Origin of the sequence: Streptomyces aureus (genome assembly GCF_001418135.1) — a bacterium.
Classification (GTDB): Bacteria; Actinomycetota; Actinomycetes; order Streptomycetales; family Streptomycetaceae; genus Streptomyces; species Streptomyces aureus_A.
Genome location: NZ_LIPQ01000079.1, coordinates 1 through 12,506, shown reverse-complemented (window position 1 = coordinate 12,506; position 12,506 = coordinate 1). Strand labels below are relative to the sequence as shown.

The 12,506-nt window shown below is 72.5% G+C and carries 14 protein-coding genes; 7 read left to right on the top strand and 7 right to left on the bottom strand.

The window, feature by feature from the left end:
- Positions 1 to 213 precede the first annotated feature (213 nt).
- Complete coding sequence (locus AOK00_RS08600) at positions 214 to 645, bottom strand: cell division protein SepF (RefSeq protein WP_030322791.1); 432 nt, start codon at positions 643 to 645, stop codon at positions 214 to 216.
- Positions 646 to 821: 176 nt separating this feature from the next.
- Here AOK00_RS08600 and AOK00_RS08595 point away from each other — a divergent pair, with 176 nt between their 5' ends.
- The gene (locus tag AOK00_RS08595) at positions 822 to 1,307 is read left to right on the top strand and encodes a VOC family protein (protein WP_055599714.1); all 486 of its coding nucleotides are present in this window, start codon (positions 822 to 824) and stop codon (positions 1,305 to 1,307) included.
- Between the two features lie 47 nt (positions 1,308 to 1,354).
- On the opposite strand, the gene AOK00_RS08590 is transcribed toward AOK00_RS08595, so the two are convergent.
- A complete protein-coding gene (locus AOK00_RS08590; protein ID WP_055599713.1) occupies positions 1,355 to 2,272 on the bottom strand; it encodes a LysR family transcriptional regulator in 918 nt (305 codons plus the stop codon).
- A gap of 71 nt (positions 2,273 to 2,343) precedes the next feature.
- Between AOK00_RS08590 and AOK00_RS08585 the strand changes: the two genes are divergently transcribed.
- Positions 2,344 to 3,006 carry a maleylpyruvate isomerase family mycothiol-dependent enzyme gene (locus tag AOK00_RS08585; protein ID WP_055599712.1) on the top strand — a complete coding sequence of 221 codons (663 nt, stop codon included), beginning with the start codon at positions 2,344 to 2,346 and terminating at the stop codon, positions 3,004 to 3,006.
- A gap of 120 nt (positions 3,007 to 3,126) precedes the next feature.
- Here AOK00_RS08585 and AOK00_RS08580 read toward each other — a convergent pair whose 3' ends face one another.
- Complete coding sequence (locus tag AOK00_RS08580) at positions 3,127 to 3,816, bottom strand: GntR family transcriptional regulator (RefSeq protein WP_055599711.1); 690 nt, start codon at positions 3,814 to 3,816, stop codon at positions 3,127 to 3,129.
- 126 nt (positions 3,817 to 3,942) lie between these two features.
- On the opposite strand from AOK00_RS08580, the gene AOK00_RS08575 reads away from it, so the two are divergent.
- Positions 3,943 to 5,190, top strand: a complete 1,248-nt coding sequence (locus tag AOK00_RS08575; protein WP_055599715.1) for an SLC13 family permease — start codon at positions 3,943 to 3,945, stop codon at positions 5,188 to 5,190.
- 73 nt (positions 5,191 to 5,263) lie between these two features.
- Positions 5,264 to 5,719, top strand: a complete 456-nt coding sequence (locus AOK00_RS08570) for a tellurite resistance TerB family protein (protein WP_055599710.1) — start codon at positions 5,264 to 5,266, stop codon at positions 5,717 to 5,719.
- An 88-nt stretch (positions 5,720 to 5,807) separates the two neighbouring features.
- On the opposite strand, the gene AOK00_RS08565 is transcribed toward AOK00_RS08570, so the two are convergent.
- Positions 5,808 to 6,812, bottom strand: a complete 1,005-nt coding sequence (locus AOK00_RS08565) for a M56 family metallopeptidase (RefSeq protein ID WP_055599709.1) — start codon at positions 6,810 to 6,812, stop codon at positions 5,808 to 5,810.
- A 5-nt stretch (positions 6,813 to 6,817) separates the two neighbouring features.
- Positions 6,818 to 7,222: a BlaI/MecI/CopY family transcriptional regulator gene (locus tag AOK00_RS08560; protein ID WP_055599708.1), complete on the bottom strand. Its 405-nt coding sequence runs from the start codon at positions 7,220 to 7,222 to the stop codon at positions 6,818 to 6,820.
- A 156-nt stretch (positions 7,223 to 7,378) separates the two neighbouring features.
- Here AOK00_RS08560 and AOK00_RS08555 point away from each other — a divergent pair, with 156 nt between their 5' ends.
- Together AOK00_RS08555 and AOK00_RS08550 are read left to right on the top strand one after the other, a co-directional pair.
- Positions 7,379 to 7,873: a hypothetical protein gene (locus AOK00_RS08555; RefSeq protein WP_055599707.1), complete on the top strand. Its 495-nt coding sequence runs from the start codon at positions 7,379 to 7,381 to the stop codon at positions 7,871 to 7,873.
- A gap of 122 nt (positions 7,874 to 7,995) precedes the next feature.
- On the top strand, positions 7,996 to 9,426 hold the full coding sequence (locus AOK00_RS08550) for a flotillin family protein (RefSeq protein ID WP_055599706.1): 1,431 nt from the start codon (positions 7,996 to 7,998) through the stop codon (positions 9,424 to 9,426).
- A 155-nt stretch (positions 9,427 to 9,581) separates the two neighbouring features.
- Here the strand turns inward: AOK00_RS08550 and AOK00_RS08545 are convergent, their stop codons facing one another.
- Positions 9,582 to 10,838 carry a cation:proton antiporter gene (locus AOK00_RS08545; RefSeq protein ID WP_055599705.1) on the bottom strand — a complete coding sequence of 419 codons (1,257 nt, stop codon included), beginning with the start codon at positions 10,836 to 10,838 and terminating at the stop codon, positions 9,582 to 9,584.
- Between the two features lie 7 nt (positions 10,839 to 10,845).
- Positions 10,846 to 11,316 (bottom strand): cation:proton antiporter regulatory subunit, encoded by a 471-nt coding sequence (locus AOK00_RS08540; RefSeq protein WP_055599704.1) that lies wholly within the window; start codon positions 11,314 to 11,316, stop codon positions 10,846 to 10,848.
- Between the two features lie 214 nt (positions 11,317 to 11,530).
- Between AOK00_RS08540 and AOK00_RS08535 the strand changes: the two genes are divergently transcribed.
- Positions 11,531 to 12,481 carry a sensor histidine kinase gene (locus AOK00_RS08535; protein ID WP_055599703.1) on the top strand — a complete coding sequence of 317 codons (951 nt, stop codon included), beginning with the start codon at positions 11,531 to 11,533 and terminating at the stop codon, positions 12,479 to 12,481.
- Positions 12,482 to 12,506: the final 25 nt, after the last annotated feature.

Here is a 12,506-nt window from a genome sequence, read left to right as displayed (position 1 = left end):
GAAGGGCCGGTGGAGGAAGCGCCGGTGGACGGTGCGCCGGTGGAGGAAGGGCCGGTGGAGGAAGCGCCGGTGGACGGTGCGCCCGGGGAGGGAGCGCGGGAGGAAGGGGCAGCCGTGGAGGAGGAGTGGTCGAGCGTGAAGCCACCGGTGAGGTCCATGCCCGGACCGTACGCAGTCCATTCCCTGACGAACCGTTACGGCTAGATGACCTTCCTACGATCGGGGGACGCCGGCGGTCCGGCCGCCCACGACACCCTCCTCGTCCTCGCCTTCCGCACCCTCGACCTCCGTACCGGCCGGGGCGAGGAGGAAGACGTTCCGGTCGACGCGGTGCATCCCGCTGCCGAGACCGAAGACCACACCACTGCTGAAGTCGAGGATGCGCTTGGCGACCTCGGTGTCGGCGCTCGTCAGATCGAGGAGCACCGGGATCTGGGCGATGAGGTACTCGGCGACCTCACGGGCGTCGGCGAACACCTGCACGCGGAGCACGACCATACGGCGCTGCTCGGCGGATTCGTACTGCTCGGGGATCGTGCGGTGGTCGACCCTGGACGGCCATTCGTCACGGCCGCGCAGGGGCACGACCTGGGCGAGGCCCTCCCACTGCTCGTCGGTGACGTCGTACCTCTCGTACCTACTCATGGGCACATCCTCCCGCTCCTCACCCGTTCGGCCCAACAACGACACGAGGTGATGGCCAGGTGAGGGCGCCGGGCCTCGCCTCTCGGGGAGCCGGGTCCTTCTAGGTCAGGAACCGGCCTGGATCGGGACTAGCGTCGTCATCACGTTGAGGCACTCGCACCCCAGGAGGCAGCCAGATGTCCGTCAACCCCGTTCCCCAGGGTTACCACACGGTGACGCCGTGGATCATCTCGCGCGACACCGTGCGGCTCATCGCGTTCCTGGAGCGGGCCTTCGGCGCTGAGGAGCTCGCGTGCCTGACCGGCGAGGACGGAAGCGTCCAGCACGCCGAGGTCCGGATCGGCGACTCGGTGGTGATGATGTTCGACGCGCGACCGGAGTGGCCTGCGACCCCCGGCTTCCTCCGTCTGTACGTGGACGACGCCGACGCCGTGCACCGGCGGGCCGTCGCGGCCGGCGGCACCTCGGTCACCGAGGTCACCCATCTGTTCTTCGGCGACCGGGTCGGACGCGTGCGCGACCCGCTCGGCAACCTGTACTGGATCCAGACCCGCGTGGAGGACGTGAGTCCGGAGGAGATGGAACGCCGCCTCCGCGACCCGGAGTTCATCAGGGCCATGGAGTACGTCCAGGGCGCCGACTTCTTCCCGGGCCGGGACTGACCGCCGCCGTACCGGGCGCCACGACCCTGGCCTGATCGACAACGCCCCTAGATGGGACGCGGTTGCGGGAGGGCTTCCCGCAGGCGGTCCAGGAGGACCCGGGCCGCGGGGCTCGACGGCCCGGTGGCCTGCCAGGCGAGCGCGAGGCGGCCGCGCATCCCGGGCTCGACGATCCGCAGGGTGCGGAGCCGCCCGTCGAGAGCCGGCTCGTCCTCTCCGGCGGGCAGCACGGCGACGCCGAGGCCCCGCGCGGCGAGCCGCGCCAGCAGGTGCGGTGCCGCCGCCTCGAAGGTGACCCGGGGCCGGAATCCGGCCTGCGCACAGCCCCGTTCGAGCGCCGCGCGCACCCCGGTGCCGCGCGGCAGGCAGATCAGCGGCCGGTCGCGCAGACCGGCGAGCGGGACGGTCGTGCCGTCGACGCGTGCGAGCAGCGGATCACCGGGCGCGACAACGGCGACCAGGGGGACGTCGATCACCACCTGGAAGGCCGCTCCCGGGGGTGGCGTCTCCACCGCCGCCCCGAGGAAGGCGATGTCGAGCTCGCCGGCCAGGAGCGCGGCCTGCATCCGTTCCGTGGTGTCCTCGGTGAGCGCCACCTCCACCGAGGGGTGGTCCTCGTGGAAGTCCGCGAGGAAACCGGCGATGTCGAAGGCGTGCCCGGCGGCCCCGGACACCAGGCCGAGGGTGACCCGGCCGCGCAACAGCCCCGTGTACGCGTCCACCGTCTGCCGCACGGCGTCCGCGGCGGCCAGTGCGGCGCGGGCGTAGGGCAGGACGGCCCGGCCCACCTCGGTCGGTGTCACCGAGCGGCCGGAGCGGTCGAGCAGGGGCTGCCCCAACTCCTTCTCCAGCTGCCGGATCTGGGCGCTGAGGCCGGGCTGGGCCAGATGCAGCCGGGCCGCGGCGCGGGTGAAACCGCCCTCCTCGACGACGGCGACGAGGTAGCGCAGCTGGCGAAGCTCCATAAGCACTGATTCTAGGGAGCAGCAGAACCATCTATTGGCGTTGTCGCCCGGCGGGCCGCAGGGTTGGGCACATGGAGAAATCGACGGTCCGCAAGAGGAACAGCACCGAGGTCAGGGCCGCGATCGCGGCCGAACGCAGGGAACTGGCTGACCTGTTCGACGGTCTGACGACCGGGCAGTGGAACGAGCGGAGTCTGTGCGCGGGTTGGCGGGTTCGCGAGGTCGCGGCGCACATGTCGATGGGGTTCCGGCTCTCCCTGCCCGCGACGCTCGGCGAGTTGGTCAGGGCGCGCGGGAACCTCCACCGCATGACCGACCGGGTCGCGCGCAGGGACGCGGCCGCCCATTCCACCACCGCGCTCGCCTCGTTCCTGCGGGAGAACGCCGACCATCCGTGGACCCCGCCCGTCGGCGGGTTCGCGGCGGCACTCGGTCACGACGTGGTGCACGGCTTGGACGTCACCGTCGCTCTCGGCGTCGACCGGCGTGTCCCCGAGGACCGGCTGCGCATCCTGCTGGACCAGATCCGGCCCAGCGGCCTGAGGTTCTTCGGCGCCGACCTCGACGCGGTGCGGTTGTGCGCCGAGGACCTCGACTGGTCGTACGGCTCGGGCAGCCCCGTGTTCGGCACCGCCCAGGACCTCCTGCTGGTGGCCTACGGACGCAGGCTGCCGGCCGGCCGGCTCCGGGGGGAGCCGAGCGGCCGCTTCACCCGGCCCGCCGACGAAGTGTGATCCGGGCGGGCACGCCACCGCTCCCGGGCTGCGGTGCTCCGCGCGGCCCTGACGTCGGCGGCCCTGCGGCGCAGGGCCTTCGTCGCGGCCACGTACGGCCCGCGACGAGCTCCGCGCCGTCTACCCTCGTCGCCCGACCGGTTCGTCGCGGCCCTCGGCCCACAGCGACCGTACGTGCCCGAGGTGGCGTCGCATGCACGCCTCGGCACCACGCGCGTCTCCGGCGATCATCAGGTCGAGGAGTTCGAGGTGTTCCTCGGCGGACGAGACGAGCTTGCCCGCCTCGTCCAGACCGGTCAGACCGTAGAGCCGGGAGCGCTTGCGCAGGTCCCCCACCGTCTCGACCAGCCGGTCGTTTCCGGAGAGCGCGAGCAGCGCGAGGTGGAAGCGGCGGTCCGCCTCCAGATAGCCGATGAGGTCGTGATCCCGGGCGCACGAGACGATCTCCTCGGCGACCGGGCGCAGCGCCTCCAGCCGCTCCCGGTCGGCCTTCCTGGTGATGCGCCCGATGGTGGGCACCTCGATGAGGGTGCGCAGTTCGGTGAACTGGTCGAGGTCACGCTCGCTGACCTCGGTGATACGGAATCCCTTGTTGCGGACGGGTTCGACCAGGCCCTCCCGGGCCAGGTCGAGCATGGCCTCGCGGACCGGGGTCGCGGAGACACCGAGGTCGCTCGCGAGTCCGGGGGCCGAGTAGACCTGGCCGGGGCGCAGCTCGCCGGCGATCAGGGCCGCGCGGAGGGCGTGCCCGACCTGGTCGCGGAGCCGCTCCTGGGCCCTGACGAGGCCGTACTGCTTCAGGTCACCCATCGTGCGTCCTCCGAGAAGTCACGGGGGAGCATCGTACAATGTCACGTTTCTCCTGAGTCGAGGAAGGAGAGACCCACCGGGCACCCCCTTGAGGAGCCGTGGCGGCCGACCCGGATGATCGAACGCATGCTCGCCCCATCCGTTTCCGTGCTCGCCCTGGCCGTGGTGCTGATCTGCGCCGTCGTCCGCCCGTTCCGTCTGCCCGAGGCGGTCTTCGCCGTACCCGCCGCCGGTGCCGTGCTCGCCGTGGGCGCGGTCACCCCCGAGGCCGTACGCGAGGAGGCGGAGCGACTGGGTCCGGTGATCGGCTTCCTGGCGGCCGTCCTCGTCCTCGCCAAGCTCTGCGACGACGAAGGACTCTTCCACGCCTGCGGCACCTGGATGGCCCGCTGGTCCCGCCGGCGCCCGCAGCGGCTGCTCGGTGCCGTCTTCGCGCTCGCCTCGCTGATCACCGCCGTCCTCAGCCTCGACGCGACGGTCGTCCTGCTCACCCCGGTGGTCTTCGCGACGGCCACCCGGATGGGAGTCCGGCCCGGGCCCCACGCCTACGCGAGCGCCCATCTGTCCAACACGGCCTCGCTGCTGCTGCCGGTCTCGAACCTCACGAACCTGCTCGCGTTCACGGCCACCGGGCTCGGCTTCACCAGGTTCGCGCTGCTGATGCTGCTCCCGTGGCTCACCGCGACAGCCGTCGAGTACGGCGTCTTCCGCCGCTTCTTCGCGCGCGACCTGGCCGTCGCGGCGGCCCCCACCGGCCCTCCGGCCCCCGTGGCCGTCCCCCTCTTCGCCCTGGTCACCGTGGCCGGGACCCTGGGCGGTTTCGCCCTCGCCTCGGCGACCGGTGTGGACCCGGCGTGGGCGGCCGCGGCGGGCGCAGCCGTGCTCGCCGTACGGGCGCTGGCCCGGCGCCGCACCACCCCGCGCGCGCTCGTGGCTTCGGCGGCCCTGCCGTTCCTCGCGTTCGTCCTGGCGCTGGGGATCGTCGTCCGGGCCGTCGTCGACAACGGGCTCGGCAGCGCCCTCGCCCATGTCCTCCCGGACGGCACCTCGCTGCCGGCCCTGCTCGGCGTCGCCGCCGTGGCCGCGGTCCTGGCCAACCTCATCAACAACCTCCCGGCGACCCTCGCCCTGGTCCCGCTCGCGGCGGCCTCGGGCCCCGGCGCGGTGCTCGCCGTGCTGCTGGGGGTGAACATCGGCCCCAACCTCACGTACGCCGGCTCCCTCGCCACCCTCCTCTGGCGCCGCATCGCCCACGAGCACGACCACCCCGTCGACCTCGGGGAGTTCACCCGCCTCGGCCTCCTGACGGTCCCGGCCACCCTCACCGCCTCGACGGTGGCGCTGTGGGCCTCGCTCCAACTCCTCGGCGTGTGACGGTCCCCGGGAACTCCACGTCCCCCTGCTACGTTCTACAAGACCGTAGAAGTAATCGACGTCTGGAGTGCTCATGGCCCTGTGGGACCGCGTCAAGGAATCCGCATCGACGATGCAGACCCAGCTGGTGGCGAGGAAGAACGACCTGAAGAGCGGCGCGTTCCGGGACGCGAGCATGGCCATGTGCGCGCTGGTCGCCGCCGCCGACGGGACGATCGACCCCGCCGAGCGCCGCCGGGTCGCCCAGCTCATCTCGACCAACGAGGTGTTGCAGAACTTCGACGCGCTGGACCTTCAGCGCCGTTTCGACGACAACCTGAACAAGCTGACGGCCGACTTCGACTTCGGCAAGGTGAGCGTCCTCCAGGAGATCGCCAAGGCGAAGAAGAAGCCGGCCGAGGCACGCGCCGTCGTCCAGATCGGCATCGTCATCGGCGGCGCCGACGGCGACTTCGACAAGACGGAGCAGGCCGTGGTCCGCGAGGCCTGCTTCACGTTGGACCTGCCGCCGCACGAGTTCGACCTCTAGGCCCTGTCGGCGAACTCGCGTCTGCCCCGCGACGCCATGCGGGTGACGACGGGAGTACGACGACAGGGCCCGGAAGGCGGTCGAACGGCTACATCGGCGAGGCGGCCCCGCGCAGCACCAGGAAGAGCGTGACCGCCGAGTTCGCCGAGGACAGGGCCGACACGGTCGCGCCCAAGGCGGCGCACCAGGCGGCGAGGCCCACGGCCGTGCCGGCCGGCGGCCACGCGCGGCCCGCCGGAGCGGGGCGCATCAGGGCCGCCACCCGTCGGGGCACCGGGCCGGCTTCCTCGCCCGTCAGGGCGGGGAGGGCGGCGGCCGGCGCGCGGGGCGCGAGGAGGGCCGCTTTGCCGATCGCGCGGGCGACGGAGCGGCGGCTGCCGACCTCGGCGGCCGCCTCCTCGTCGGCCCAGCGCTCGGCGGTGTAGGAGACGGCGGTACGCAGCGGCCGCAGGAACGGGTTCGCGCGCGCCGCGAGATGGACCGTCAGGAGGTGCCGGTGGTGACGCCCGGCCAGATGGGCCCGCTCGTGGGCGAAGAGCGCCCTTCGTTCGGCGGGGGCGAGACCCGTGAGCATTCCGGTGCTGACCACGACCCGGCCGTGCCCCCGCGGCTCCCCGCCAGGGGGCCGCGGCCTCCCGCCCTGGCCCCGCGCCCCGCCCCGTACCGGGCCGCCGGGCACCGCGTACGCGTAGGGCGTGCGGTCCGGCAGCACCGCGACGGGCGTCGGCGGCAGCCCGGCGAGCGCCGCCACGACCCGGCGCCGCACCCGCAGCTGACGCCAGGCCGCCGCACCGCACGAGACCAGGACGGCGAGCAGCGCCGGGATGGCCGCGCGGCCGGCGATCTCGTCGTACGGGAGGGCCGCGCGCACATCGGGGTCCGACCACGTGTCGGGCAGCGGGTTGCCGGGGAGCTGCGCGGTGCCCACGATCATGAGCAGGCCGAGGCAGAGGGTGCTGCACACGGCGGAGACACCGGCGACGGCGGCCAGCAGCCGCGTCGCGGTACGGGGGTGGAGCCGCTGCTCGGCGAGGCGGGCGACCGGCCAGGCGGTCAGCGGAAGGACCAGGGGAAGGAAGACGAAGACTCCCACGGCGGCTAGCCTTCCTCCTCCTCGGCGGCCCGGGAGAGCAGTTCACGAAGGAGTCGCTCCTCGTTCGGCGAGAGGCCGGTGACGAAGCTCGCGAGGACCGCCTGACGGTCCGCCTCCGCGTCCAGCACCTTCCGCATCCGCAGGGCGGCGAGCCCGGCCTCGTCGGCGACCGCCGTCCACCGGAAGGAACGGCCGGCGCGCTCGCGCTCGACGGCGCCCTTGGCCCGGAGGCGGGTGAGGATGGTGATGACGGTGGTGTAGGCGAGACCGCCGCCGAGGCGTTCCCGAACCCACGCCACGGGCACAGGCTCGGACGCCTCGCGCAGCACGGCGAGCACCTGGGACTCCAGTTCGCCCTGCCCGCGCCTGCGCGCGGAGGGCTCCGCTCCGCCCTCGCTCCGGTCCGCCACGACGCCCTCCTCCACGTAAGAACAGCAGCCCATCGTACTGAACTGCCGGGCCGCTCCCGGGAATCAATGGGTGCTGGCACCCATGTCCTACACGCTCCTTACATGGAACAATTCAGAAATAGTGGAGGGTCGCGAGGAATCAAGGGGGATCGACACGTGGGATGGTTTCTGGGATTCGGTATCGCGGGGCTGATCGTCCTGGCGCTCTCCCTCGTCTTCGACGGCGTCCTGGAAGGCCTCGGCGGCGGTCTCGACGGATTCCTCTCCCTCCCGGTGATCGCCGGATTCGTGTCGGCGCTCGGATTCACGGGCGCGATCGCGGCCGGCGCGGCCGGAGCCGGAGCGGTCGTCGCGACCCTCACGGGCATCGCCGCGGGTGCCCTGGTGGGCTGGGCGACCTGGTGGTTCAGCCGGGCGCTGCTCCGGGACGGCGGCGCGCCCGCACCGCGCGGAGAGGACCTGACGGGCACGTCGGGCGCGGTCGTCACGGCGATTCCGGCCGGGGGCTACGGCGAGGTGCTGCTGTATCTGGCGGGCCAGCCGGTGAAGTACGCGGCGAAGGCGGCCGCGCCGGTCGAGCGGGGCGCCGAGGTGTGGGTGGAGTCGGTGTTGTCGGCGACGTCGGTCACCGTCCGCCCCGTGGAGCGCTGAGTTCCGCCTCCGCGCCGTCACCCGGTTCAGCGCCCTTTTCGTCGAGTTCGCTCTCCTCCTCCCTCGCTTTTCTCTCGCTGGACTCACTCATTTTCGTTCACTGCATTCGAAGGGATTTCTGCATGAGCCCTGTTCTGACCGCTGTCGTGGGAATAGTCGTCCTCGTCGTCCTGCTCGGTCTCGTCGTCGTCACGCGCTACAAGGTGGCCGGCCCCAGCGAGGCCTTCATCATCACCGGCCGGCGCGGCAAGAAGGCCACCGACCCGGCCACGGGTCGGGTGTTCACCGACAACAGCGGCCAGAAGGTCGTGGTCGGTGGCGGTGTGTTCGTCGTCCCGTTCGTGCAGCAGAAGTTCACGCTCGACCTGTCCAGCCGGCACATCCCGGTCGCGGTGCGCGGCGCGGTCACCCTGCGCGGTGTGAAGGCCAACCTCGAGGGCGTCGCGATCGTCAAGGTCGGCGGCACCGAGGACTCGATCCGCGCGGCCGCGCAGCGCTTCCTCATGCAGCAGGACGGCATCGTCGGCTTCACCCAGGAGGTGCTGTCGGGCGCCCTGCGGTCCATCGTGGGCCGGATGTCGGTCGAGGACATCATCCGGGACCGGGCCGCGTTCGCCGGGCAGGTCGCCGAGGAGGCGGAGGCCAGCCTCTCCGGTCAGGGCCTGGTCCTCGACGCCTTCCAGATCCAGGACATCACCACCGAGGGCTCGTACCTGGAGGACCTCGGGCGCCCCGAGGCCGCCCGCGCCAAGCAGGAGGCGGACATCGCCGAGGCCGTCGCGCGGCGCGCCGCCGAGCAGGCGCGGCTGAAGGCGGAGGAGGAGATCGCCATCGCACAGCGGACCCTCTACCTGAAGCAGGCCGAGATCAAGGCGCAGACGGACGAGGCCGCGGCCCAGGCGAACGCCGCGGGCCCGCTCGCCGAGGCCGACCGCCAGCAGCAGATACTCACCGAGCAGGAGAAGGTCGCCGAGCGGCAGGCCGCCCTGACCGACCGCCAGTTGGACACGCAGGTCCGCAAGCCCGCCGACGCCGCCCGCTACCAGGCCGAGCAGGAGGCCGAGGCCCGGCGCATCGCCCTGGTCAAGGAGGCCGAGGCCGACGCCCAGCGGGCCAGGCTCACCGGTGAGGGCGAGAAGGCCCACCGCGCGGCCCTCGCCGACGCCGTACGCATCGAGGGCGAGGCCCAGGCCGCGGCGATCGCCGCGAGGGGCTCCGCCGAGGCCGAGGCCATGCGGAAGAAGGCCGACGCCTACGCCCAGTACGGGGACGCGGCCGTCCTCCAGATGCTCGTCGAGGTCCTGCCCCAGGTCGTGGCCAAGGCCTCCGAGCCGCTGTCGGCCGTCGAGAAGATGACGGTCATCTCGACGGACGGGGCGAGCCAGTTGTCCCGTACGGTCGCAGACAACGTCGCCCAGGGCATGGAGCTCCTGTCCTCCACGACCGGGGTGGACCTCGCCCAGCTGCTCCAGGGCATCACGCGGAAGCAGCCGGCGGGTCAGCCGTCGGAGCGGACCTCGCCGCAGGGGGAAGCGATCGAGATCGCGGGCTGAGCCGGCTCAGCGGGGCCGGACGTACTCAGCGGTCCGGGCGGGGCCAGGCGGGGCCAGGGCCCAGGCTGTCTCGGTGACCTCAGCGGCGTGTGGTCTCGACGGCCTCAGCGGTCGCAGCCGAACGCTCCGGCCGGGACAGGCCGGGCCTGCCGCGCTCACACACGGTCGGAGGCGGACCCGGGCTCGGGTACGCGTACGGGCTCGGGTCCCGTCTCCGGCTCCCGTACGGTCATCTCCTCCGAGGCCGACGGCTTCCGTCGTCGCCCGAGGAGGTACGCGGCGACCGGCTCCGTGTAGCGGGCGGTGAGCGGACCGATCACCACGAGGATGAGCACATACGCCGTGGCGAAGGGCCCGAGCTGGGGCTGCACCCCGGCGGTGACGGCGAGGCCCGCGATGACGATGGAGAACTCGCCGCGCGCCACCAGCGTGCCGCCCGCCCGCCAGCGCCCCTTGACCCCGATGCCGGCGCGCCGCGCGGCCCAGTGACCGGTGGCGATCTTGGTCAGCGCGGTGACGACGGCCAGGGCGAACGCCGGGAGGAGTACCGGCGGGATGCTGGCGGGGTCGGTGTGCAGTCCGAAGAAGACGAAGAACACCGCGGCGAAGAGATCGCGCAGGGGGCTCAGCAGCGCGTGGGCTCCGTCGGCGACCTCCCCGGAGAGGGCGATGCCGACGAGGAACGCGCCGACGGCCGCGGAGACCTGGAGCTGCTGGGCGACGCCGGCGACGAGCAGGGTCAGGCCGAGGACGACGAGAAGCAGCTTCTCCGGGTCGTCGCTGGACACGAACCGCGAGATCAGACGCCCGTAGCGGACGGCGACGAACAGCACGGCGCCGGCCACGCCCAGGGCGATGGCGAGCGTGGCGCTGCCGGCCGCGAGCCCCACCCCGGCGAGCAGGGCCGTGATGATGGGCAAGTAGACGGCCATCGCGAGGTCTTCGAGGACCAGGATGCTGAGGATGACCGGCGTCTCGCGGTTGCCGAGGCGTCCGAGGTCCCCGAGGACCTTGGCGATGACGCCGGATGACGAGATCCAGGTGACGCCCGCCAGGACGACGGCGGCGACCGGCCCCCAGCCGAGGAGCAGCGCGGCGACGGCGCCCGGCAGGGCGTTGAGGGCGAAGTCGACGAGCCCGGCCGGGTACTGGGTTTTGAGGTTGGAGACGAGGTCGCTCGCCGTGTACTCCAGGCCGAGCATCAGAAGCAGGAGGATCACGCCGATCTCGGCGCCGATGGCGACGAACTCCTCGCTGGTGCCGAGCGGCAGCAGGCCGCCCTTGCCGAAGGCGAGCCCGGCGAGGAGGTAGAGGGGTATCGGGGAGAAGCTGAACCGGCCGGCGAGCCGCCCGAGCAGGCCGAGACCGAGGATGATGGCGCCGAATTCGATCAGGAAGACCGCGGAGTGCACGCCGCCCTCACTCCCGACCGAGGATCGCGGCGGCCGCGTCGACGCCCTCGCGGGTGCCGATGACGATGAGGGTGTCACCGCCGGCGAACCGGAAGGCGGGCGTCGGGGACGGTACGGCCCCGGAGCGGCGCAGTACGGCGACGATGGAGGCGCCGGCATCGGTGCGCATCTTCGTCTCGCCGAGCAGCCGCCCGTTCCAGTACGAGTGGGCCGACAGCTCGATGCGTTCGGCGACGAGCCCCAGGTCGGTGGTGTGCAGGACGTTGGGGCTGTGGTGCGCGGGGAGCAGCGCGTCGATCAGCGAGGCGGTCTCGGCCTCGGTGAGGTGGAGCGACTGCGCGCAGGCGTCGGGGTCGTCGCCCCGGTAGACGTTCACGGTCCGGGTCCCGTCGCGGTGCGCGATGACCGACAGCTGGCGGTGCTCCCGGGTGGTGAGGTCGTACTGGACGCCTATGCCGGGCAGGGGTGTCGTTCTCATCCGCGGAGCAGGCAAGGGCCCGTCCCTTCCGTTGTCATGTCAAAGGGTGATCGGTTCGGTGGTCGGGGGCCATGGTGCCACCCGCCGGGAGTCCCGGAACATGGGTGTCGGCACGGATGGACACGACACCGGAAACTGGTCAGGATGAGGCGGGGGACATGGATCCCACCGCAGGTCAGAGGCTCGGAGCAGGTAAAGGGAGAGAGTCGCAAAAGTGTCGCTGTACTGGCGCATCTTCCTTCTCAACGCCTCGGTGCTGGTCGTCGCCGTACTGCTGTTGCTGGGCCCCGTCACCGTCTCCACGCCCGTCCTCCTGGGTGAGGCGATCGTGCTCGTGGCGGGCCTCGTCGCGATGCTCCTCGCGAACGGGTTCCTGCTGCGGCTCGGCCTGGCGCCGCTGCAGCGACTCACCCGGGCGATGCGGACCGCGGACCTGCTGAGGCCGGGGCGGCGGGCGGCGGTGGCGGGACGCGGCGAGCTCGCCGACCTGACACGCACCTTCAACACGATGCTCGACCGGCTGGAGGCCGAGCGGGCCGCGAGCACCGCCCGGGTCCTCTCGGCGCAGGAGGAGGAGCGGCGACGGATCGCGCAGGAGCTGCACGACGAGGTGGGGCAGACCCTCACGGCCGTGCTGCTCCAGCTGAAGCACGCCGCGGACCACGCTCCCGAGGAGCTGCGCACCGAACTCCACCAGGCACAGGAGACGACGCGGACGAGCCTGGACGAGATCCGCCGCATCGCGCGCCGGCTGCGCCCCGGGGTGCTGGAGGAGCTGGGGCTGCACAGTGCGCTGAGATCGCTGGCCTCGGAGTTCTCGACGCCGCGCCTGGCGGTACGGGCCCACATCGAGTCCGGCCTCCCGAAACTCGACCACGCGACGGAGCTGGTGCTCTACCGCGTGGCGCAGGAGGGCCTCACCAACACGGCCCGCCACGCGGGCGCGACCCGGGTGGATCTGCGTCTGCGCCGCCTGCCCCGCGGCGGGGTCGGTCTCCTGGTCAAGGACGACGGCCGGGGAATCGGCCGGGCGCCGGACGGCGCGGGCCTCAGCGGCATGCGGGAACGCGCCCTGCTGATCGGCGCGGAACTGACGGTCCGCGAAGGCGAAGAGGGCGGTACGGAAGTCCACTTGAGCACACCGAGCGCTAAGGCGACGCCATGACGGCCCCCACACCCCCGGCAACCCC